This is a genomic window from Streptomyces sp. NPDC002536 (assembly GCF_053594995.1).
Genome location: NZ_JBSFWU010000090.1, coordinates 1 through 20,807, shown reverse-complemented (window position 1 = coordinate 20,807; position 20,807 = coordinate 1). Strand labels below are relative to the sequence as shown.

Below are 20,807 nucleotides of genomic sequence, written 5' to 3'. Positions count from 1 at the left end.
GACTGTCATGCCACAGGCCACTTGCACCACTGCCGGGAGCTGCCCGGAACTGTCCGAGGAGGAGTCTTGTCCGCATCAGGGGGGTCGCACCTCGCCCGCCGTCTCGTCCAGCTGTACGGCGGGCTCACGCTGTACGGGATCAGCTGCGCGCTGCAGCTGCGGGCGGGTCTGGGGCTGGCGCCGTGGGACGTGCTCAACCAGGGGATCGCCCGGCACTCGGGCCTGTCGGTCGGCACGGCCACGATCCTCGTCGGGGTCGCCGTGCTGCTGCTGTGGATCCCGCTGCGGCAGCGGCCGGGGCTGGGCACGGTCTCCAACGTGCTGCTGATCGGCCTGGTCATGGACGCCACGCTGAGCCTGGTGCCCGCGCCCGGGTCACTGTGGGTGCGGGTGCCGCTGCTGCTGTTCTCGGTCGCCCTGTGCGCACTGGCGACCGGTCTCTACATCACGCCCCGCTTCGGCCCGGGCCCGCGCGACGGGCTGATGACGGGGCTGCACCGCAGGACGGGACGCTCGGTGCGGCTGGTGCGCACGGGAATCGAGATCGTGGTGCTGGCGACGGGGTACGTGCTCGGCGGCACGGTCGGCGTGGGCACGGTGCTGTTCGCGGCGGCCATCGGCCCGCTCTCGCAGTTCTTCCTGAGGCTGTTCACCCCGCGCCCGGCGGCGCCCGTCGAGCCCGTGGCATCCGGAACAGGGGGCCTGGTGCAGGAGCCGGAAATGCGAACCGGTAGTGTACGCCTTTGATTCACCGGACGGACCGTTACTGCACGTTGAAGCACCTGAATCACAGGGTGACATCTGGTGCCAGATGTGACAAACCGGGCGCCGGTGGGTACAAAAGGGGCGGCACGACGGGCGACGCATGTCCCTCAACGGGGAATCTTCACCGCCGACCGGACGTTGACCGGATGACGACGACAGCGACACCTGTCCTGTGGGCGACAAGCCCGGGAGGCACGATTCATGAGTGAGCGAGCTCTCCGCGGCACGCGACTTGTGGTTACCAGCTACGAGACCGACCGCGGCATCGATCTGGCCCCGCGCCAGGCGGTGGAGTACGCATGCGAGAACGGCCATCGATTTGAGATGCCGTTCTCGGTGGAGGCGGATATTCCGCCGGAGTGGGAGTGCAAGGCGTGCGGCGCCGTGGCACTCCTGGTGGACGGGGACGGCCCCGAGGAGAAGAAGGGCAAGCCTGCGCGTACGCACTGGGACATGCTCATGGAGCGGCGCACCCGCGAGGAGCTCGAGGAGGTGCTGGCCGAGCGGCTGGCCGTCCTGCGCTCCGGCGCCATGAACATCGCGGTGCATCCGCGGGACACCCGCAAGTCCGCCTGACGGCGGCGGGTACAGACCCGAACCAAGGGCCCGGGCCGCTGCATTCGCAGCGGCCCGGGCCCTTGTGTGCACGGAACCAGGGGCTCAGCGCGGCAGCTGGGGGTCGTCGTAACGCGGCGCCGGGGGCTCGTCGTTCCGGATGACCTCGCCCTGGACGACCTTGCCGTCCGGCTGGTGCATGCGCGCCTGCCGGAAGGCGTCGCCGAGCGAGCCCGGTGCCGGGGCCGTACGGCCCAGCCGGCGCTCGAAGCCCTTGCGCAGCAGGTTGCGGGTCGGCGGGAAGAGGCACAGCAGCCCCGCCGCGTCGGAGATCAGGCCCGGCACCATCAGCAGCAGCCCGCCCAGCATCGTCAGGGCGTTCCCGCCGCCCTCCTCGTCCCGGCCGACGGCGGACGGTTCCTGGGCCTGCTGCATCGAGCGGGTCAGCCGCTGCCAGGCGCGCCGGCCCGCGCGCTTGATCACGTACGCACCCGCCACCACGCCCGCGGCCAGCAGGGCGGCGACGGTGAGCCCGCCCGCCGCCCCGGCCACGAGTGTCAGCAGCCAGATCTCCAGGACCGCCCAGACGGCCACCCCCAGCGGGACGAGCCTGCGGGCGCCGCCGCCCTTGGGCGGACGGCCCGCTCGGCTGCGGGCGGACTGCTGCTGTGCTCCGAACGTCATGCCTCAAGTGTGCCTGGGCCGCCGCGGAACGGAGCCGCCGCACCCTGCGGCCGCAGCAGGCCGCCCAGGAACCGGCCCACCGCCCGGGTGCCGGGGCTGGAGGCGACCCTGACGAACGCGTCGCGGGCCAGCTTGCCGACGGTGTTGGCAGGCATGAAGTAGTGCTGCATGTACAGCGCCGTCTTCTGGTGCTTGACGATCTCCGGGCGCAGCTCCTGCTCCCAGGCGCCGAGGGCGACGGCGATGTCCCCGGGGTGCTCGGTCAGCTTGCGGGCGAGCAGTTCCCCGCCGGCGATGCCCATGCCGGAGCCCTGGCCGGAGTGGAGCGTCAGGCACCACGCGGAGTCGCCGACCAGCACCACCCGTCCCTGGCTCCAGCGGTTGATGTGGATCTGGCTGACCTGGTCGAAGGCGGTGGACTCCGCGCCGTCCATCGCCGCCAGCATCGGCGGCACGATGCGCCCGCCGAACCCGGCGAAGGCGGCGCGCAGTGCTTCGGCGGGCGGCTTGCGGACCTCGGCGGCGGGCCAGGGCGTGCGGTAGACGAAGAAGGCCACCGGCGGGTGGTCGGCGTAGCCGGTGATCCAGGCGGCGCGGCCGGCATCGGTGGCGATCATGCAGTCGCCGTCCTTCAGCCCCGGGACGGGCCGGTCCATCACACAGGCCGCGACGACGTGGCCGAAGTCCTTGCGGTAGAGGTCCTCGGGCCCGAACACCAGGGAACGGACGGTGGAATGGATGCCGTCGGCGCCGACGAGGAGGTCGGCGCTCTCCTCGCTGCCGTCGCCGAACACGGCCGTCACCCGGTTCCGGTCCTGGGTGATGCGCACCGGGCTCGTGCCGTAGCGGATCTCCACCCGGTCGCGCACCTGCTCGTACAGCACCTGCTCCAGGTCACTGCGGAGCAGGGTGAGCAGCGGGGTGCCGCCCATGAACTTCGGGAAGGCCAGCCCGCGCGAGAGGCGGCCCCGGTGGTCCACCTCGTACACGCGCCCGCCGGGATGGCGCCGGTCGGGTAACTGCCCGACGATGCCCAGGCGTTCGGCCGCCCGGTAGCCCGGGCCGTTGAAGCGGACGAAGTAGCCGCCGGTGCGGCGCCGGGGGGCGCGTTCGACGATCAGCGCGTCCCAGCCCGCCCGGTGCAGGGCGAGGGCCGTGGTCAGGCCGGAGATGCCGGAGCCGACGATCAGGGCGCGGGGACGATGTGAACTGTGAGACGAGGGGGGCGTCTGTGGCGTCATATCGGCGACCGTAACACCGCGCAATACCGGGTGACCAAGTTTGAAATTCAGTCATACAGGTCCCGCACGGCGGTTTTCGGCTAGCATCCCGGACCCATGGACGACGAGCGCGCCGAGCGCATTCTGGGGGCGGCCCGCGAGCTGCTGCTGCGCTGGGGCTACAAGCGGGTCACCGTCGACGACGTGGCCCGCCGGGCCCAGGTCGGCAAGGGCACCCTGTACCTGCACTGGAAGACCAAGGAGGAGCTCTTCACGACGCTCCTGCGGCGCGAGTTCGCGGCGATGCTCGCCGACGTGGCCGCCCGGATCGAGGAGGACCCGGCGGGCGTCCTCCCCCACCGGCTGCTGCGGTGCGTGTACCTGGAGCGGCTCCGGCACCCGATCGTCCGGGCGATCCACGCCGAGGACGACGAGGTGCTGGGCGCGCTGCTCACGACCGCGCCGACCGGGGTGCCGCTGACGGAGGAGCTGCGGATCCACACGACGCTCGCGGACATCGTGTGTGCGCAGAGCCGGCACGGGCTGCTGGTGCCCGTGGAGCGGGTGGAGGAGCAGGTGTACGCGATCGACTCCGTGCTGATCGGATTCTTCTTCACGGCGGACACCGGGGCGCTGCCGCTGGAGCGTCAGGGGGACCTCCTTGCGGAGACGGTGCGAGCCGCGTTCGAACCGCGGCGGGCCGCCGGCGCGGCAGCGGTGCGCGCTGCCGCGCGGGAGGTGCTGGGTGTTCTGGGCGAGGCCCGGAAGGAGCTTTGCCCGTAACCCCGGTGCGCCCCGTAAGGGGCGCGGGGAACTGCGCGAGCGACCACCGACGGCCCGCGGCCGTCAGACCGCTTCCGCCTCCACGATCGACTGCCAGGACGACGTCGGGACGACCCGCACCGGGCTGAAGCCCGACTCCCGCAAGAGCGCAGCGAATTCGGCCTCGGTGCGCTCCTTCCCCCACAGGGTCGACAGCATGATGATGTCCGCCGCCTTGCCGTAGTGCGGCTCGTTCCCGGCAGGGAGCACCGCCTCCACCACCAGCAGCCGGACCCCCGGCTGCACGGCCTCGCGCAGGCCGCGCAGGATGCGCACGGAGTCCTCGTCGTTCCAGTCGTGGAGGATGTTCTTCAGCAGGTAGACGTCACCGCCCCCGGGCAGCTTCGCGAAGAAGTCGCCGGGCTCGGTGCGCCAGCGGCCCGCCAGTTCGGGCACGTCGAGGATGTGCTCGCGGACCGTCTGCTCCTGGTCGAACAGCACGCCGGACAGACCGGGGTTGCGCTGCAGCACGGCCCGCAGCAGCCCGCCGCGGCCGCCGCCGACGTCGATGACGGTGCCCTCGGCGGGGAACTCGTAGGCCGCGGTCACGATGTCGTCCAGCGGGCCGGAGAAGGAGGACATGCCCCGGTCGAAGAGCTTCTGCAGCTCCGGCTGCGTGGCCAGGTAGGCGAACAGCGGGCTTCCGTAGGCCGCTTCGAAGGCCGGCACCCCGGTGCGCACGGCCTCCGTCATCCCCGCGACCGAGCGCTGGAAGAGCTCGTTGGTGAGCAGCAGCGTGCCGTCGTGCTGGGAGACGGGCACGTCGGCGCGCAGCAACTCCGCGGCGGGGGTGAGCCCGAAGGCCCCCTTCTCGTCCTCGCCGAAGACCCCGCGGCTGGCGAGCAGCCGCAACACCCGTCGCAGGGACGGCGCGTGGGTGCCGGTGCGTCCGGCGATCTCCTCGGGCGTGAGCGGGCCGTCGGCCAGGCAGTCGGCGACGCCGAGCTCGACGGCGGTGCGCAGCGCACCGGAGTAGATGTGGCCGAGCATGAGGTCGATCAGGACGGCCCCGGGGTCACCGGTCGGCGTGCTGGAGAACGTCGAGGTGTAGGGCGGGTTGCTGGGCGAGGTGGTCAACGGTGGTCTCCCGTTCATCGGCCGATACTGGTTGACACTTGACCCAATGTGTCAGCCCGAAGTCCGGGCTGTCACCGGTGGCCCTTCGCGGAATGGCGTGCTCCGGGGGGTTTCCGCAGTTCATTGGCCGAAACGCGACGGGCCACAACGGGCCGCCCGGTGCCGGGTTCTGGACACCCGGTCCGCCAACGCCGAGGGGCGGGCACCGTCGCGGTGCCCGCCCCTCGCTGTGCTGCTGCCGGTCAGCCCCGGCCCAGCGCCTTCCCGACCTTGGCGGCCCGGGAGCCGATGCCCCAGGACGTCACCCGCCACAGGGCCTCCGCGACGATGTCGCGGCTCATCTTGCTGTCGCCCAGCTCCCGTTCGACGAAGGTGATGGGCACCTCCAGCACGTGGAAGCCGGCCTTGACCGCGCGCCAGGCCAGGTCGACCTGGAAGCAGTAGCCCTGGGAGGCCACCTCCTCCATGCCGAGGCCCTCCAGCGTCTCGCGGCGGAAGGCGCGGTAGCCGCCGGTGACGTCGCGCAGCGGCACGTCCAGGAGGAGCCGCGAGTAGGTGGAGCCGCCGCGGGAGAGGAACTCGCGGGACTTGGGCCAGTTGACGACCCGGCCGCCCGGCACCCAGCGCGAGCCGAGCACCAGGTCGGCGCCCTTGAGGGCGGTGAGCAGCCGGGGCAGCTCCTCCGGCTGGTGCGAGCCGTCGGCGTCCATCTCCACCAGCACGCCGTAGCCCTGCTCCAGGCCCCAGCGGAAGCCCGCCAGATAGGCGGCGCCGAGCCCCTCCTTGCCCTTGCGGTGCAGCACCTTGACGTGGTCGTCGTCGGCCGCCAGCTCGTCGGCTATCTTCCCGGTGCCGTCCGGACTGTTGTCGTCGGCGACGAGGACGTGCGCCTCCGGTACGGCCGACCGCACCCGGGCGACGATGGGCTTGATGTTCTCCGCCTCGTTGTAGGTCGGGATGATCACCAAGGTCGTGCCGAGCGGACCGTATCGCCGCTGACCACCGTCGTTCACTCTTGCCCCTTCATGTCCAGTCGTCCTCGCCGGCCGATCAGGATCGCGGCCGCGCAGGACAGAAGGCCCACCATAGCGAGCGCCCATTCGGGACCCGCACCCACGCGGTCGGCGACGGTCGTCCCGTCGCGCAGCGGGATGCGTGCGGTGATCACGTCCCGGGTGAACTCCTTGCTGCGCTGCAGCACCCGGCCGTCCGGGGACACGACGGCGCTGATGCCGCTGGTCGCGGCGGTCACCACGGCCCGGCCGTGCTCGACGGCCCGCAGCCGGGACATCGCCAGCTGCTGCTCGGGCTGGCCGGTGCGGCCGTAGGTGGCGTTGTTGGTCTGGACGACGAGCGCCCGGGCGCCGGCCGTGACGGTGTCGTGCACGATCTCGTCGTAGGCCACCTCGAAGCAGATGACGTCCCCGAGCCGGGCCGGGCCGACCTGCATCACGCCCGTGTGGTCGCCGGGGTAGAAGTCGCGGGGCACCCGCTGGAGCCGGGTGATGACCTGGCTGAGCTCGGCCCGGAACGGCACGTACTCGCCGAACGGCACCGGGTGCTGCTTGGCGTACGAGGCCCCGGGGCCGGTCTGCGGGTCCCAGACGATGCCCTTGTTGTCGATGTAGCCCGGCTTGCCCGGGTGGTCGACGAGGGCGCCGACGAGGACGGGCACGCCGACCGACCGCACGGCCGAGTCGATGCGGTCGTAGGCCTCCTGGTACTGGAAGGGGTCCAGGTCCGAGGAGTTCTCCGGCCAGATGACGAGGTCGGGCTTCTTCACCTTCCCCGCCTTGATGTCGGCGGCCAGCTGGAGCGTGGCGGAGACGTGGTTGTCGAGGACCATCAGCGGGCGGCCGAGGAAGTCCATGCCGGGCTTCTCCACGTTGCCCTGCACGATGGCGATGTCCACCGTGCCGTCGGCCTTCGTGGGCACCGGCACGGCGTACCCCGCGACGGCGACGGCCACCGCCAGGGCGGCGGCCTCCACGGCGGGCAGCAGGGCCCGCAGCCTCCGCCCCGCGCCGCGCGCCCGCCAGAGAGCGGCCGCGGTGTACGCCAGCAGCCCGCCCGCGAGCGCGACGGCGAAGGTCACCAGGGGCGCCCCGCCGAGCGCCGCCAGGGGCGTGAAGGGCGAGCCGGTGTTGGCGAAGGCGAGCCGGCCCCAGGGGAAGCCGCCGAACGGCACCCGGTCCCGGGCCCACTCCTGCGCGATCCACAGGCAGGCGCCCCACAGCGGCCAGGCGGGCAGCCGCGAGGTCAGCGCGAGCCCGGCACCGAGCGCGACGACGAAGAGCGCCTCGACCAGCGACAGGCCCGTCACGGCGTCGTAGCCGACGACGTGCAGCCAGCGCAGCAGGCAGAAGAAGAAGGGGAAGGCGAAGGCGAATCCCGTCCACGCCCCCTGGCGGGCCGTGCGCCCCCGGGTGAGCAGCGCGAGCGCCGCGACGGCGACGACGGACAGCGGCCACACGTCGTACGGCGGGAAGGCCGCGGCCAGGGCCAGTCCGGCGGCGGCCGCCAGGCCTGTGCGGGGGGCCTCGCGGCGGGCGAGCCGGGCCAGGCGCACGGCCCGGCCGGGGCGTGCCGGGGCCGTGGTGTCCGGTGCCGGTGCGGCATCGGTCACCGCGGCTTCGGGAGAGATTTCGGGGCCCGCGGGCACGGTCGCGCCTTCCTGACAGCTTCGGGGTGCAGAAGCCGACCGTACCCGAAGCCGCTGAATGGGGGCCCGGCGTCCTTCGGGCCGGCCCGGGCACCCGCTGGCTGCGGCGGCCGAGAGCCGTTGTCTACTGAACGTCCGGGCCCCACCCGGGTCGCACCTGCCGGACGGGCGGAACCTTCCCTCGCCCCCGCACGCTGGACCTGGCTCCCAGTGGCGGGCTGCCTGACCGGCACCCCGCCCCATGGCCCAGCGGACGGCGACGACTGCGCGGAGTCTGCCGGCCGGACGTCCTGTGGTGGACTCGGCAGAACCTACCGGCCGCCGCCCGCACCGTGTCAACACCCTCGCGACCTGCGTGGCTTCCTCAAATCAGCAGGTCAGTACGGCAGATGGGGCACCGGCGCGACAGGCCGACGGCACGTCGTTCGGCGGTACGTGATGATCTCCGCATCACTCGTTCGGGCGCGGGGCGCCCCGTCAGGGGCGTGAAGGTCCGCTAAACCCGTCCCTGGTGGACGGTCAGGCCCCCGACGACCGTGCGCAAGCACACCGGCAACGGGGCGCCCGGAGTGAGGTCCGGCAGGCCGGGCGTGCCCGAGCGCGGGTCGGTGGACCAGTTGGCCACCCGGGTGTCCGGGACCTGCACCAGCAGCTCGCCCGTCTCCCACACCGCGTAGTCGGCGGGCGCTCCCGGCACCAGCACGCCCGCGTCGTCGCGGCCGATCGCCCGCCAGCCGCCGCGGGTGTGCGCGGTGAAGGCGGCCCGGACCGAGACACGGTGCTCGGGGGTGCGGTGGAAGGCGGCGGCCCGGACGGTGCCCCACGGGTCGAGCGGGGTGACGGGGCTGTCGGAGCCCAGCGCCAGGGGCACCCCGGCGCGCAGCAACGCGGCGTACGGGTTGAGCGTGCGGGCCCGCTCGCGGCCCAGGCGCTGCGCGTACATGCCCTCCTCGCCGCCCCAGGCGGCGTCGAACGCCGGCTGCACGGAGGCGGTGAGCGCGAACTCGGCGAAGGCGGCGATGTGTTCGGGGGTGAGCATCTCGGCGTGCTCGACCCGGTGCCGGGCGGCGCGGACGGCCGCGAGGCCGACCTTGCCGGCGGCGGCCCGCACACCCTCGACGACGGCGGTGAGCGCGGCGTCGCCGATCGCGTGGAAGCCCGCCTGGATGCCGGCCTCGGTGCAGGCCGCGACGTGGGCGGCGACGGCCGCGGCGTCCAGGTGCGCGGTGCCGGTGCGGCCGGGGGCGTCGGCGTAGGGGGCGTGCAGGCAGGCGGTGTGCGAGCCGAGCGAGCCGTCGACGAAGAGGTCGCCGGCGGCGCCGGCCGCGCCGAGCTCCCGGATCCGCTCCGCGTCCGCGGCGGAGGCGAGGGCCTCGGCCCAGTAGCCGGTGACGCGCGGGCCCGGCTCCCCGGCCGCCAGCCGCAGCAGCCCGGTGAGGTCATCGGCGCTGGAGATCTGCGGCCCGGCGCACTCGTGGACGGAGCCGATGCCGAGCGAGGCGGCGTGGGCCAGCGCGGCGCGCTGCAGTTCGGTGCGCTGTGCGGCGCCGATGCTGCCGAGCGCGGCGGCGCGCACGGCGTGGTGGTCGTCGCCGGTCAGCGGGGCGCCGTCACCGGCGGAGACCTGCGGGACGAGGTCGAGCAGGGCCGTGGTGACGACGGCGGAGTGGACGTCGGCGCGGGTCAGATAGAGGGGACGCCCGCCGGTCGCCTCGTCGAGCTCCCGGCGGGACGGGGGCCGCTGCTCGGGCCAGCGGCTGGCGTCCCACCCGTGCCCGAGCAGCACCCGGTCCGCGGGGCACGCGGCGGCGTGCGCCCGTACCCGGTCGAGCGCCTCGCCGAGGGTGCGGGCGCCGGTGAGGTCGAGACCGGTGAGCGCGAGGCCGGTGGCAGTGGTGTGCACGTGCGCATCGGTGAACGCGGGCGTGACGAGCGCACCGTCGAGGTCGACGACCTCGTCCACCCCGTCGGCGAAGGAGTCGGCGGCCCCTTCGGAGCCGACCCAGGCCACGCTGCCGTGCTCCACCACCATCGCCGTCGCGAACGGGTCGGCGGGACTGTGCACGGTGCCGTTGCGCAGGAGAACGGTGCGAAGCGGTTCGGTGGGCTGGCTCATGGGGGTCATTCTGCCCCGGGGCTCCTACCCCACCCGCGGCGGCCGTGCCTCGTACGGCGTCGACAGGACGATGGTCGTCCGCGTGGAGACCCCGGCCAGCGACCGGATTCGGGCCAGCAGGTGCTCCAGCTCCAGCGGGGTCGCCACCCGCACCTTGAGGATGTAGTTCTCGTCCCCGGCCACGCTGTGACAGGCCTCGATCTCGGGGATCTCGGCCAGCCGGTCCGCGATGTCGTCGGGAGCGCTGGGATCGAAGGGCTTCACCGAGATGAACGCGGTGAGCGGCAGCCCGACCGCCTCGGGGTCGACCACGGCCGCATAGCCGCGGATCACGCCGCGCTGTTCGAGGCGCCGTACGCGCTGGTGCACCGCTGAAGTGGACAGGCCGGTGGCCTTGCCCAGGTCGGTGTAGCTCATCCGCCCGTCCTTGACGAGCAGTTCCACGATCTCTCTGTCCAACTCCTCCACGCGGATCAACCTACTGGGTCCGCGCGCGCCCGGCACAGTCGGCTGTACCTCTGGCGCACAAAGTATGTGATGAATACCACAGGCATGCACCCGTGTCCTCCCGGGCCGAGCGATTACCGGCCCCGCCACCAGGGAAGTGCTTGCTGTGGCCGAGACGGGGTCCGGCCGGACAGCTGAGGGGGAGAAAGACTATGCCCAGCCTGGAACGCACCGATCACGAGAGCGACGCCGGCCCGTACGAGGGCTACGAGATCACCGAGATGTTCCGGGTCGTCTGCCCGGACTGCGCCCGGCCGATCGCGCTGCTCCCCGACGAGGAGGTGCTTCCCGAGCACGCCCTGTGCCCGTCCCCGTGGAACCCCTTCGGGCTCACGGTCTGCCCCGGCTCGGGCAGCAGCGCGGACGAGGCCGGCCCGGCGGACGACGCGGCGGAGGCCCAGGGGCTCGACACCGCGCTCCTGTTGACGCTGCCGGAGAGCCTGGACTGGCGGACCCAGCCGTTCTCCCACATCGGCGGACCGGGCTCGCGTCCGCTGCGGGTGCACTAGGCCGACGCCCCGTCAGGGGCGCGCCCCGTAAGGGGCGCGGGGAACTGCGCGATCGGCCACGTCGCTCCCGCAGTCGAAGTTCTCGGGGCTTCGCCCCGGACCTCCGGGTTGTGCGTCGACTGCAGGCCGTCGGTGGCTGGTCGCGCAGTTCCCCGCGCCCCTTCGGGCGCTACCGCGACTCGGGGCCCGCCAGGTACCGGGCGACCACCATCCGCTGGATCTGGTTGGTGCCCTCGACGATCTGCAGCACCTTGGCCTCCCGCATGTACCGCTCCGCCGGGAAGTCCGCGGTGTACCCGTAACCGCCCATCAACTGCACCGCGTCCGTGGTGACCTGCATCGCGGCGTCGGTGCAGAACAGCTTCGCCATGGCGGCCTGCTTGGAGAACGGCAGCCCCTGGTCCCGCAGCCGTGCCGCGGCCAGGTAGAGGGAACGGCCCGCCTCGATCTGCGTGGCCATGTCGGCGAGCATGAAGCGCAGCCCCTGGAAGTCGGCGAGCGGCCGTCCGAACTGGCGGCGCTGCTCGACGAAGGCCAGGGCCTCGTCCAGGGCCGCCTGGGCCACGCCCACGGCGCAGGCGGCGATGCCGAGCCGGCCGGAGTCGAGGGCGGAGAGGGCGATGGCGAAGCCCTGGCCCTCGTCGCCGATGCGGCGCGCGTCGGGGACGCGCACCCCGTCGAAGTGCAGCTGCGCCGTGGGCGAGCCCTTCATCCCCATCTTGCGCTCGGGCGCCGCCGCGGTGAGGCCCGGTGCGTCGCCCGGCACGAGGAACGCCGTGATGCCGTGGGCGCCTTCACCGCCGGTGCGGGCGAGGACGGTGCAGAAGTCCGCGATGCCGCCGTGGGTGATCCACGCCTTGGTGCCCTCGATGGTCCACGTGTCGCCGTCGCGGGTGGCACGGGTGCGCAGGGAGGCCGCGTCCGAGCCTGAGGACGGCTCGGAGAGGCAGTACGCGCCGAGCAGGCCACCGCCCAGCATGGCGGGCAGGTGCTCCGCCTGCTGCTCCTTCGTGCCGTACCCGGCGAGGGCATGACAGGCGAGGGTGTGCACGCTGACACCGAGGCCCACGGTGAGCCGGGCGGCCGCGAGCTCCTCCAGGACCTGCAGGTAGACCTCGTACGGCTGGGCGCCGCCGCCGAACTCCTCGGCGTACGGCAGGGCGAGCAGCCCCGAGGCGGAGAGCAGCCGGAAGACCTCGCGCGGGAACTGCCCGGCGTCCTCCTCCTCGGCGGCGCGGGGCCTGATCTCCCGCTGAACGAGCTCGCGCACGAGTGCGATCAGATCGCGGGCTTCCTCGGTGGGCAGCTGACGCTCCACCGGCTGCGGGCCGTGGTCGGTCATGGGGGCGCTCTCCTCCCTGTCAGGGCGCTGCGGCGGACGGCGCGCAAGGGTGGCGGCGCCGTCACCGTGGGTGCCCAGTCGACGATCACGTGGCCGGGTCTCGGACTGGTCGTGACCTGCGGCTGTGGCGATTCGGAGTATGCCCGATCAGGGGCCCTGCGTCACGGGTTGACGGATCGTGACGGGCTCTTCCCGGGTGTCTCCTTCGATTTGGTCCGAACCATTGACCCAACTGGTCTAGTCCTTCTACGGTCTCCCAGCGCTTGATCTCCCACCCCACCGAGGAGAACCCATGCACCGACCGTACGGACCCGCGGCCGCCGTCACCGCCGTCGCGGCCCTGCTCGTCACCGCCCTGACCGCCGCTCCCGCCGGCGCCGACGACTCCGGTCCCGGCGACGCGGGCGCCGGGCACAAGGTCGTCGGATACTTCACCGACTGGGGCGTATACGGCCGCAATTACCACGTCAAGAACATCGAGACGTCCGGCGCCGCGAACAAACTCACCCACATCAACTACGCCTTCGGCAACGTCACGGGCGGCAAGTGCGCCATCGGCGACGCCTATGCCGACTACGACAAGGCCTACGACGCAGCGGGCAGCGTCGACGGCAAGGCCGACACCTGGGACGCCGGCGCGCTGCGCGGCAGCTTCAACCAGCTGCGCAAGCTCAAACAGCTCCACCCGGGCCTGAAGGTCCTCTGGTCCTTCGGCGGCTGGACCTGGTCCGGCGGCTTCGCCGACGCCGCCAAGGACCCGGCCGCCTTCGCCGACTCCTGTTACAACCTCGTCAACGACCCGCGCTGGGCAGGGGTGTTCGACGGCATCGACATCGACTGGGAGTACCCCAACGCCTGCGGCCTGACCTGCGACGCCGGCGGGAGCGACGCCTTCCGCAACCTGATGGCCGCGCTGCGCGCCCGGTTCGGCGGCAGCAGCCTGGTGACCGCCGCCATCACCGCGGACGGCTCGCCGGGCGGCAAGCTGGAGGCCGCGGACTACGCGGGCGCCGCCCGCTATGTCGACTGGTACAACCCCATGACCTACGACTACTTCGGCGCCTGGGACGCCAAGGGCCCCACGGCCCCGCACTCGCCGCTCACCTCCTACGACGGCATGCCCAAACCCGGCTTCTACAGCGACGCCGCCATCCAGAAGCTCAAATCCCTGGGCGTACCGGCGAACAAGCTCCTGCTGGGCATCGGCTTCTACGGCCGCGGCTGGACCGGGGTCGGCCGGTCCGCGCCCGGCGGCACCGCGACGGGCCCCGCCGCGGGCACCTATGAACAGGGCATCGAGGACTACAAGGTCCTCAAGTCCAAGTGTCCCGCCAACGGCACGGTGGCCGGCACCGCCTACGCGTCCTGCGGCAGCGACTGGTGGAGCTACGACACCCCGTCGACGATCGCCGGGAAGATGGCCTACAAGGACCAACAGGGCCTGGGCGGAACGTTCTTCTGGGAGCTGAGCGGTGACACGTCGGACGGCGAACTGGTCCGCTCCATCACCTGACGCAGCAGGCCGACGTGCCCGGCGCCCTCACGGCTCGCCCCGTGCCGGCGCCGGGCACTCCGGCGCGTAGTCCTCGATCATCCGCAACGTGTCCCCCAGCCCCCGCACCAGCAGCGAGCACACCACCTCGCGCGGCAGCCCCTGGTGGTTCAGCCAGTCCAGGGTGACGCCCTCGCGCAGCGCGAGCACCTCGGCGTCGAAGCCGACGCCGCCCGTGACGATCGCCCGGTAGGCCGCCTGGTGGTGCTGGGCGTAGCGCAGGTACCCGTCCACCGTGCGCTGCACGCGCTCGGCGGGCGGCAGTTCGTGGGTGGGCGCCGCGCGCACCACGAGCTCGGCGACCGAGTCCTCGATGATCGCCAGGTCATGGCTGCGCTTGTTCTTGAAGTAGCGGAACGATGAGGACCAGCGGTTCTTGGACCGCCAGCGCACCCCGAATGTGCCGTGCTCCCGGCAGGCCCTGTCGAGATCACGGAGTGTCTGCTGCAACACATGAGAGGGTGCAGCACGCAGCCACTCGAACTCACGCTTCGCCTCAGCCAACTCGGCAGCTTGCGGCACATAGTTCATAAACCTGAGACACCATCCGGCAAGGCGCATTCCCGCTCACGTCACTGATAAGCAGCCGGCGGCACCGGCAGGCTGTTGGAGCACCTGAACCGCAGCCGCACTAGGCTGAACCCGGCCACCCTGTACCAGCGACGAGGAGCCACCGCCCATGACCGTCACGCTCGACCTGGCCTTCTTCCGCCGGTTCCTCGACCGCGCCACCCGCGTCATCACCGCCGAGTCCGCCCGCCTCACCGAGCTCGACGCCGCCATCGGCGACGCCGACCACGGGGTCAACCTCAAGCGCGGCTTCACCTCCGCCGCCCAGGCCCTCGCCGCCGACCCCCCGGCCACCCCCGGTGCCCTGCTCACCGCGGCCGGTGTGCACCTCACCAACACCGTCGGCGGCGCCTCCGGGCCGCTCTACGGAACGGTGCTGCGCCGCATGGGCAAGGTCCTCGGCGAGGACCCCGTCGTCGCGCCGGAGGCCCTGGGCCGGGCGCTGGCCGCGGCCGTGGCGAGCGTACGGCGGCTCGGTGACTCCGCGCCCGGCGACAAGACCATGGTCGACGCCCTGCAGCCGGCCGTCGACGCCTACACCGAGGCACTCGGCCGGGACGCCGACCCCGCCGCCGCGCTCGAAGCGGCCGCCCGGGCGGCCCGCGACGGCGCCGAGGCGACCGTTCCGCTGCAGGCACGGCGCGGGCGCGCCAGCTACCTGGGCGAGCGCAGCATCGGTCACCTGGACCCGGGCGCCGCCTCCTCCGCCCTGCTGCTCACCGCGCTGTACGAGGCGACGGACCCGGAGCTGTGCGCGGCGGAGGTCCCCGCCGCCGAGGAGCCGGAGCCGGCGCCGGAACAGCAGCCGCCCACCGGGCGCGTCGGCACCGTGCTCGTCTCGCACAGCCGCGACGTGGCCACCGCGACGGCCGCCCTCGCCCGCGCATTGGTGGGTTCGGGCGACCCGGCCGCGGTGGCGGCGGCCGGCGGACTGCCGGACGGCTCCGTCGGCACCAGCGCCGAGCTGGTCCGGCAGGCGGTGCGGACCGTCGACGAGGGCGCGGGCGTGGTGGCGGTGTGCGACATGGGCAGCGCGGTCCTCACCCTCAAGGCCCTGCTGGCCGAGAGCGGCATCGCGGACGCGGGCGTGCGCATCGCGGACGCGCCCTTCGTCGAGGGCGCGGTGGCGGCCGTGGTCACCGCGTCGGCGGGCGGCGGCCTCGCCGCCGTCCTCGCGGCGGCCGAGGACGCCCGCGCCTACCGCAAGATCTGACCGGTGGCCGGGCCGGGCCGCCCGTGGAAGGCTGAACGGGTCGGTCCGTCCCTGTCCGCGGAGGTCTGCCCCGGTGCGCTCGCTGTCGCGCGGACTGCCCTTCGCGCTGGTCCTGGGCTACCTCACCGCCGTCGTCTGGATCGACCTCGTGACCCGGGCGGCCCAGCGGCTGGACGTCTACGCCGCCCTGGCACCGGTGTTGGCGGCGGTGCTGTGCACGTACCCCCAGACGCTGTTCGTGGGGGCCGTCGACTTCGTCCTGATGGTGATCCGGCACGGAGTGATGCTGCCCTCCGACGTGCCGCCGGTCGACCGCATCGGGGCGATCCTCGGCAACGTCCTCATGGTCGGCGCGGCCGTCGCCGTGGCCCGGCTGCGGCGGGACGAGGACGAGCTGCTGGAGCGCGTCCGGGCCACCGGCGAGGCCGCCCAACGGGCCCTGCTGCGGCCGCTTCCGCTGCGCACGCACGGCGTGCTGGTGGACGGCTTCTACGTGTCCTCGCAGCGGGAGGCGCTGATCGGGGGCGACATCTACGAGGTCGTCGACACCCCGTACGGCACCCGGGTGCTCATCGGCGACGTCCGGGGCAAGGGGCTCGGCACCCTGGGCGCGGGGGCCGCGGTGCTCACCGCCTTCCGGGAGGCGGCGTACCACCGGCGGGACCTGGTCAGCGGCGTGGAGGCGATGGAGCAGGGGCTCCACCGCTACCACCGGTCGGCCGAGTACCAGGCGAGGTCGCAGCCGGAGGCCCGCATCCGGCCGGAGGAGGTGTGGATGCGGGCGTCGGAGGAGTTCGTGACGGCCCTGGTCCTCGGTGCGGAGGAAGAAGAGGCGGAGGAGGCCGGGGCGGACGACCGGATCCACCTGGTGCTCGTGGACTGCGGTCACCTCGCGCCGTTCCTGCTCGGCCCGGACGGCGGCGTGCGCGAACTGGAGCCGCCGGATCCCGGCCTGCCGCTGGGGCTGGGGCACCTGGTGGCGGCGCCCCGCACGGCCCAGCGCGTGACGCTGCCGTCGACGGCCCGGCTGCTGGCCTGCACCGACGGGGTGACCGAGGCGCGGGCGCCGGACGGCGCCTTCTACCCGCTCACCGAACGGCTCACCGCCTGGGCCGCGCTGCCGACCTCCGAGCTGCTGGCCCGGCTGCACGCCGACCTCGCCGCGCACACCGGCGGGCGGCTGCAGGACGACGTGGCCGTGCTGGTGATGGAACGGGCGTCGGCGGAGGTCAGCGCGTGAACAGTTCGAAGGCCACGGCGGGGCGGCCGCCGAACCGCTCGGCGGTGCGGGTCATGGCGCTCTCCAGGAAGGACCGGCAGTAGCCCTCCGGTTCGTCCTCGGTGAGCGCCTCGATGTAGGTGCGGTGGCAGAGCAGGGACTGCACCGCGCGCTCGAACCCCGCGCTCGCGTCGACCGCGTGGGTCGGCTGCGGGGAGCCCGCCACGGCCACGTAGCGCACCCCGTTCCACGGCTGGAGGCCGTTCTCGGCGAGGTCGAGGAAGATCCACCGGTTGCCGGCGTCGGCGACGGCGTCCAGCGCGGCCCGGCCGACGTTGCGGTGGTCGGGGGTGTTCCAGTAGGTGCCGCCCCAGGTGTCGTGGTGGTTGAGGGTGAGGACGAGGTCGGGGCGGTGGCGCCGGATGGCGGCCGCGACGTCGCGGCGCAGCGCGGTGCCGTACTCGATGACGCCGTCGGGGTGGCCGAGGAACTCCACGTCCTGCACCCCGACGGCTGCGGCGCTCGCCCGCTGTTCGCGCTCGCGCAGCGGGGCGGCCTCGGCGGGGGCGAGGGTGTCGATGCCCGCCTCGCCGGAGGAGGCGAGCACATAGACGCACGTGCGCCCGGCGTCGGTCCAGGTGGCGACGGCGGCGGAGGCGCCGTACTCCAGGTCGTCGGGGTGCGCGACGATCGCGAGGGCACGCTGCCAGTCGGTGGGCATCTCCTTCAGCTGTTCCGCCATGCCGCTCGTCTCCTTCGCTCGGACTGTTCGCAGTGCAGCGTATGCCGCACTTCTTTCACGCCACTTCTTCACGCCACTTCTTCACGACGTCCGGGAACCGGTCGGGCGTTCCGTCCGACTACCTGATTCGGGCCTGCTCCGGCGGGCCCGTCTGTACGTCGGACTTGTCGAACCCTGGAGAGTTTTCTGATGCGCGCTCGTGCGTGGAGCGGTGTGCTGGCCGCGGTGGCCCTGTCGGCGACGGCCTGCGGCGGTGGTGGCGGTAAGGCGGAGAAGACGGACGACGCGAGCGCGTCCGCCGCCGCAACCGGCTTCCCCGTCGGCGTGACCGACTGCATGGGCGCGAAGACCACCTTCGACGCGGCGCCCAAGCGCATCGTCACCAGCAATGCCTCCGGCCTGGAGCTGCTGATGTGGCTGGGCGCGGGCGACAAGGCCGTCGGCACGGGCTTCCCGCCCGGCAACGGCGCCATGCCGCAGCAGTACGCGGAGCAGGCGGCGAAGGTGCCGGTGCTCGGCAAGACGGTGATTCCCAAGGAGAAGCTGCTGGGTTCGGGCGCGGACCTCTACCTCGACTCCTTCTCCTCCATGAAGAACATGGGGAAGATGGGCGACGCCCCGACCGCCGAGGAGTTCAAGGCCGCGGGCATCAAGCACGTCTTCCTGAAGTCCTCGGCGTGCGCGGCCATGAGCAAGTCGCCGCGCACCGACCTGTCGGGCATCGAGGCCGACATCGAGGAGCTCGGCAAGGTCACCGGCACCTCGGCGCGCGCCGACGAACTCGTCGCGGCCATGCGGAAGAAGACCGGTGCGGTGCAGGACGCGCTCAAGGACGTCCCGCAGGACAAGCGGCCCACGTACTTCCTCTTCGACTACGACGCCGGTACCAAGCAGCCCATGGCCGTCTGCAACCGGCAGGTCGCCAACGCCGTGATCACCCAGGCCGGTGCGCGCAACGTCTTCGACGGCTGCGACGGCGACTTCAAGCCCGTCGGCTGGGAGGACGTCGTCGCCAAGAACCCCGACTGGATCCAGCTCGCCGTGCGCAACCGCGGCAGCGAGGAGGCCAACCGCAAGGCCTTCGACGAGGCCGCCGACTTCCTGAAGTCCTTCCCCGCCACCAAGGACCTCAAGGCCGTGCAGGAGGGGCACTTCCTGCGCATCGCGTCCGAGCGCACGACCATCGGCGGGGTGCGCAGCGCGGACACCGTCCAGGAGATCGCCCACACCCTGTACCCGGAAAAGGTCAAGTAGGTGACGGCCGTGGCCCCGGCCGCCGCGGAGCAGCGCGAGCGGGGTGCGGGGGTACGGGCCGGTTGGGTCGGCATCGCCCTGGGCGCCGCCCTGTTGGTGGCGCTGACCGCCTCGGTGTGCCTGGGCTCGACCCGGGTGCCGCTCGGCGAGGTGTGGTCGGCGGTGGAGCGCGGCGTCTCGGGGCAGGCCCCGGCGCCGGGCACGCAGGACCTCATCGTGTGGCGGCTGCGGGTGCCCCGCGCCCTGCTGGCGGCCGTCGTGGGGGCGGGTCTCGGCCTGGTCGGCACGGCCGTCCAGGCCCTGGTCCGCAACCCGCTCGCGGACCCGTACCTGCTGGGTATCTCCAGCGGCGCGTCGCTGGGCGCGGTCTCGGCGATCGTGCTGGGGGCGGGCGCGGGCGGCGCGCTCGGACTGGGCCTGTCCTCGGCCGCGTTCGCCGGAGCGCTCGCCTCCTTCGCGCTGGTGTGGGCGTTCGCCCGGCGCGGGGGAGGCTTCCGGCCGTTGCGGCTGGTGCTCGCGGGGGTGGGGATCGGGCAGTTCCTGTCCGGTTTCACCCACTACCTGGTGCTCCAGGCCGGGGACGACCAGCAGACGCACGGCGTGCTGTTCTGGCTGATGGGTTCGCTCGGCGGGGCGCAGTGGGCGACGCTCGCCGCCCCGACGGGGGCCGTCCTGCTGGGACTTGCCGTCCTGCTGGCCCGCGCCCGGGCGCTCAACGCGCTGCTGATGGGCGACGAGACGGCGGCCAGCCTCGGCGTGGACGTCACCCGGCTGCGGCGCGAACTCTTCGTCGTCACCAGCGTGCTGACGGGCGTACTCGTCTCGGTCTCCGGAGCGATCGGCTTCGTGGGGCTGATGGTGCCGCACGCCTGCCGGATGGTGGTGGGCGGCGACCACCGCCGCCTGCTGCCGGCCTCGGCCCTCTTCGGCGCCGTCCTGCTGACGGTCGTCGATCTGATCGCCCGGACCGCCCTGCCCGACCAGGAGTTGCCGGTGGGCGTGGTCACCGCGCTGATCGGCGCGCCGACACTGCTGTACCTGCTGGACCGACGCCTGGAACGGGCGTGAAAGGCGTGAGCGGCATGAGGATCTCCGTGGAGGGCCTGGACGTGGCCCTGTCCGGGCGGACCGTGGTCTCCGGTGTGCACATCGTCGCCGAGGACGGCGAGATCGCCGGCCTGATCGGCCCCAACGGCAGCGGCAAGTCGACGGTCCTGCGCACCGTCTACCGCCACCTGCGCCCGCAGGCCGGACGGGTGCTGGTGGGCGGCACGGACGTGCGCACCCTGACGGCCGTCGAGTCCGCCCGCCGGGTGGCGGCGCTCCCGCAGGAGCGCGGAACGGACTTCGAGCTGTCGGTCCACGAGGTCGTCGCCATGGGCCGCACCCCCTACAAGCGCGCCTTCTCCGGCGAGGACCGCACGGACACCGACACGGTGGCGGCCGCCCTGGACCGCGTCGGCATGAGCGGCGCCGGCCGCCGCCGCTTCTCGGCCCTGTCCGGCGGCGAACGCCAACGCGTCCTGCTGGCCCGGGCCCTGGCCCAGGACCCGCAGGTCCTGGTCCTGGACGAGCCGACGAACCACCTGGACGTGCGCCACCAGGTGGAACTCCTGACCCTGCTGCGCGAGCAGCGCCGCACGACGCTGCTCGCCCTGCACGACCTCAACGCGGCGGCATCGGTGTGCGACCGGCTGCACGTGCTGCACGACGGTGCGGTGGTGGCGTCGGGGACGCCGCGCGAGGTGCTGACGCCGGAACTCCTGGCGGAGGTGTTCGGGGTGCGGGCGGCGGTGGTGGAACACCCGCTGACGGGAGACCCGTTGATCGCGTTCGATCACCGGACGAGCGCTTTCAGCCCGGTCGGCATCTGAGCCGCGAAAGGCCGCGAAAGGGGGGCTGGGGGCACGGACGAGGTCTCGACGGCCACGGTCAAGGTCAGCGGCTCGGTGGCGACGGTGATCTGCGCGGCGGTGGAGACGGGCCAGGGGTTCACCA

At 73.0% G+C, this 20,807-nt stretch carries 20 protein-coding genes and 1 pseudogene; 11 read left to right on the top strand and 10 right to left on the bottom strand.

What is annotated here, in order from left to right:
- Positions 1-66: 66 nt before the first annotated feature.
- Complete coding sequence (gene yczE, locus ACWD4B_RS27040; protein ID WP_451423197.1) at positions 67-747, top strand: membrane protein YczE; 681 nt, start codon at positions 67-69, stop codon at positions 745-747.
- Positions 748-966: 219 nt separating this feature from the next.
- Positions 967-1,341, top strand: a complete 375-nt coding sequence (locus ACWD4B_RS27035; RefSeq protein WP_390779225.1) for an RNA polymerase-binding protein RbpA — start codon at positions 967-969, stop codon at positions 1,339-1,341.
- An 84-nt stretch (positions 1,342-1,425) separates the two neighbouring features.
- Here the strand turns inward: ACWD4B_RS27035 and fxsA are convergent, their stop codons facing one another.
- Both fxsA and ACWD4B_RS27025 read right to left on the bottom strand, forming a co-directional pair.
- Positions 1,426-2,004, bottom strand: coding sequence for an FxsA family membrane protein (fxsA, locus tag ACWD4B_RS27030; RefSeq protein WP_451423196.1), 579 nt, complete (start codon positions 2,002-2,004; stop codon positions 1,426-1,428).
- Positions 2,001-3,245, bottom strand: a complete 1,245-nt coding sequence (locus ACWD4B_RS27025) for an FAD-dependent monooxygenase (RefSeq protein WP_451423195.1) — start codon at positions 3,243-3,245, stop codon at positions 2,001-2,003. Before ACWD4B_RS27025 ends, fxsA begins: the two co-directional genes overlap by 4 nt.
- A gap of 96 nt (positions 3,246-3,341) precedes the next feature.
- Here ACWD4B_RS27025 and ACWD4B_RS27020 point away from each other — a divergent pair, with 96 nt between their 5' ends.
- On the top strand, positions 3,342-4,007 hold the full coding sequence (locus tag ACWD4B_RS27020; RefSeq protein ID WP_451423194.1) for a TetR/AcrR family transcriptional regulator: 666 nt from the start codon (positions 3,342-3,344) through the stop codon (positions 4,005-4,007).
- A gap of 63 nt (positions 4,008-4,070) precedes the next feature.
- Here the strand turns inward: ACWD4B_RS27020 and ACWD4B_RS27015 are convergent, their stop codons facing one another.
- From ACWD4B_RS27015 to ACWD4B_RS26995, 5 genes are all read right to left on the bottom strand, one after another.
- Complete coding sequence (locus tag ACWD4B_RS27015; protein WP_451423193.1) at positions 4,071-5,141, bottom strand: methyltransferase; 1,071 nt, start codon at positions 5,139-5,141, stop codon at positions 4,071-4,073.
- A 224-nt stretch (positions 5,142-5,365) separates the two neighbouring features.
- On the bottom strand, positions 5,366-6,136 hold the full coding sequence (locus tag ACWD4B_RS27010) for a polyprenol monophosphomannose synthase (protein WP_390779220.1): 771 nt from the start codon (positions 6,134-6,136) through the stop codon (positions 5,366-5,368).
- A complete protein-coding gene (gene lnt / locus ACWD4B_RS27005; RefSeq protein ID WP_451423192.1) occupies positions 6,133-7,785 on the bottom strand; it encodes an apolipoprotein N-acyltransferase in 1,653 nt (550 codons plus the stop codon). The genes ACWD4B_RS27010 and lnt overlap by 4 nt, the downstream gene beginning before the upstream one ends.
- A gap of 496 nt (positions 7,786-8,281) precedes the next feature.
- Positions 8,282-9,910: an amidohydrolase gene (locus ACWD4B_RS27000; RefSeq protein WP_451423191.1), complete on the bottom strand. Its 1,629-nt coding sequence runs from the start codon at positions 9,908-9,910 to the stop codon at positions 8,282-8,284.
- A gap of 15 nt (positions 9,911-9,925) precedes the next feature.
- Entirely contained in the window at positions 9,926-10,369 is a 444-nt protein-coding gene (locus ACWD4B_RS26995) for an Lrp/AsnC family transcriptional regulator (RefSeq protein WP_030365423.1), read from the bottom strand.
- Positions 10,370-10,560: 191 nt separating this feature from the next.
- Here ACWD4B_RS26995 and ACWD4B_RS26990 point away from each other — a divergent pair, with 191 nt between their 5' ends.
- A complete protein-coding gene (locus ACWD4B_RS26990; RefSeq protein WP_451423190.1) occupies positions 10,561-10,917 on the top strand; it encodes a hypothetical protein in 357 nt (118 codons plus the stop codon).
- Positions 10,918-11,086: 169 nt separating this feature from the next.
- On the opposite strand, the gene ACWD4B_RS26985 is transcribed toward ACWD4B_RS26990, so the two are convergent.
- Positions 11,087-12,259 carry an acyl-CoA dehydrogenase family protein gene (locus ACWD4B_RS26985; protein ID WP_451423189.1) on the bottom strand — a complete coding sequence of 391 codons (1,173 nt, stop codon included), beginning with the start codon at positions 12,257-12,259 and terminating at the stop codon, positions 11,087-11,089.
- Positions 12,260-12,551: 292 nt separating this feature from the next.
- Between ACWD4B_RS26985 and ACWD4B_RS26980 the strand changes: the two genes are divergently transcribed.
- Positions 12,552-13,772 carry a glycoside hydrolase family 18 protein gene (locus ACWD4B_RS26980; RefSeq protein ID WP_451423188.1) on the top strand — a complete coding sequence of 407 codons (1,221 nt, stop codon included), beginning with the start codon at positions 12,552-12,554 and terminating at the stop codon, positions 13,770-13,772.
- 27 nt (positions 13,773-13,799) lie between these two features.
- Here the strand turns inward: ACWD4B_RS26980 and ACWD4B_RS26975 are convergent, their stop codons facing one another.
- On the bottom strand, positions 13,800-14,204 hold the full coding sequence (locus tag ACWD4B_RS26975; protein WP_451423206.1) for a hypothetical protein: 405 nt from the start codon (positions 14,202-14,204) through the stop codon (positions 13,800-13,802).
- 286 nt (positions 14,205-14,490) lie between these two features.
- Here ACWD4B_RS26975 and dhaL point away from each other — a divergent pair.
- From dhaL to ACWD4B_RS26960, 3 genes and pseudogenes are all read left to right on the top strand, one after another.
- Positions 14,491-15,117 (top strand): annotated as a pseudogene (gene dhaL / locus ACWD4B_RS26970) (dihydroxyacetone kinase subunit DhaL); the annotation flags it as partial.
- 93 nt (positions 15,118-15,210) lie between these two features.
- On the top strand, positions 15,211-15,594 hold the full coding sequence (locus tag ACWD4B_RS26965; RefSeq protein ID WP_451423205.1) for a PTS-dependent dihydroxyacetone kinase phosphotransferase subunit DhaM: 384 nt from the start codon (positions 15,211-15,213) through the stop codon (positions 15,592-15,594).
- 73 nt (positions 15,595-15,667) lie between these two features.
- Positions 15,668-16,834 (top strand): PP2C family protein-serine/threonine phosphatase, encoded by a 1,167-nt coding sequence (locus ACWD4B_RS26960; RefSeq protein ID WP_451423187.1) that lies wholly within the window; start codon positions 15,668-15,670, stop codon positions 16,832-16,834.
- Here the strand turns inward: ACWD4B_RS26960 and ACWD4B_RS26955 are convergent.
- Entirely contained in the window at positions 16,824-17,555 is a 732-nt protein-coding gene (locus tag ACWD4B_RS26955; RefSeq protein WP_451423186.1) for a PIG-L deacetylase family protein, read from the bottom strand. The genes ACWD4B_RS26960 and ACWD4B_RS26955 overlap by 11 nt on opposite strands.
- Positions 17,556-17,744: 189 nt before the next feature.
- On the opposite strand from ACWD4B_RS26955, the gene ACWD4B_RS26950 reads away from it, so the two are divergent.
- From ACWD4B_RS26950 to ACWD4B_RS26940, 3 genes are read left to right on the top strand one after another with little or no spacing between them, the layout of a single operon-like run.
- Complete coding sequence (locus tag ACWD4B_RS26950) at positions 17,745-18,809, top strand: ABC transporter substrate-binding protein (RefSeq protein ID WP_451423185.1); 1,065 nt, start codon at positions 17,745-17,747, stop codon at positions 18,807-18,809.
- On the top strand, positions 18,810-19,877 hold the full coding sequence (locus ACWD4B_RS26945) for a FecCD family ABC transporter permease (RefSeq protein ID WP_451423184.1): 1,068 nt from the start codon (positions 18,810-18,812) through the stop codon (positions 19,875-19,877).
- 14 nt (positions 19,878-19,891) lie between these two features.
- A complete protein-coding gene (locus ACWD4B_RS26940) occupies positions 19,892-20,683 on the top strand; it encodes an ABC transporter ATP-binding protein (RefSeq protein ID WP_451423183.1) in 792 nt (263 codons plus the stop codon).
- Positions 20,684-20,807: the final 124 nt, after the last annotated feature.

What these genes read in the sequence shown, in the direction of transcription:
- ACWD4B_RS27035 (WP_390779225.1), top strand. Translation starts at nt 967, where the DNA reads ATGAGTGAGCGAGCTCTCCGCGGCACGCGACTTGTGGTTACCAGCTAC.
- fxsA (WP_451423196.1), bottom strand. Translation starts at nt 2,004, where the DNA reads ATGACGTTCGGAGCACAGCAGCAGTCCGCCCGCAGCCGAGCGGGCCGT.
- ACWD4B_RS27025 (WP_451423195.1), bottom strand. Translation starts at nt 3,245, where the DNA reads ATGACGCCACAGACGCCCCCCTCGTCTCACAGTTCACATCGTCCCCGC.
- ACWD4B_RS27020 (WP_451423194.1), top strand. Translation starts at nt 3,342, where the DNA reads ATGGACGACGAGCGCGCCGAGCGCATTCTGGGGGCGGCCCGCGAGCTG.
- ACWD4B_RS27015 (WP_451423193.1), bottom strand. Translation starts at nt 5,141, where the DNA reads ATGAACGGGAGACCACCGTTGACCACCTCGCCCAGCAACCCGCCCTAC.
- ACWD4B_RS27000 (WP_451423191.1), bottom strand. Translation starts at nt 9,910, where the DNA reads ATGACCCCCATGAGCCAGCCCACCGAACCGCTTCGCACCGTTCTCCTG.
- ACWD4B_RS26990 (WP_451423190.1), top strand. Translation starts at nt 10,561, where the DNA reads ATGCCCAGCCTGGAACGCACCGATCACGAGAGCGACGCCGGCCCGTAC.
- ACWD4B_RS26985 (WP_451423189.1), bottom strand. Translation starts at nt 12,259, where the DNA reads ATGACCGACCACGGCCCGCAGCCGGTGGAGCGTCAGCTGCCCACCGAG.
- ACWD4B_RS26980 (WP_451423188.1), top strand. Translation starts at nt 12,552, where the DNA reads ATGCACCGACCGTACGGACCCGCGGCCGCCGTCACCGCCGTCGCGGCC.
- ACWD4B_RS26955 (WP_451423186.1), bottom strand. Translation starts at nt 17,555, where the DNA reads ATGGCGGAACAGCTGAAGGAGATGCCCACCGACTGGCAGCGTGCCCTC.
- ACWD4B_RS26950 (WP_451423185.1), top strand. Translation starts at nt 17,745, where the DNA reads ATGCGCGCTCGTGCGTGGAGCGGTGTGCTGGCCGCGGTGGCCCTGTCG.
- ACWD4B_RS26940 (WP_451423183.1), top strand. Translation starts at nt 19,892, where the DNA reads ATGAGGATCTCCGTGGAGGGCCTGGACGTGGCCCTGTCCGGGCGGACC.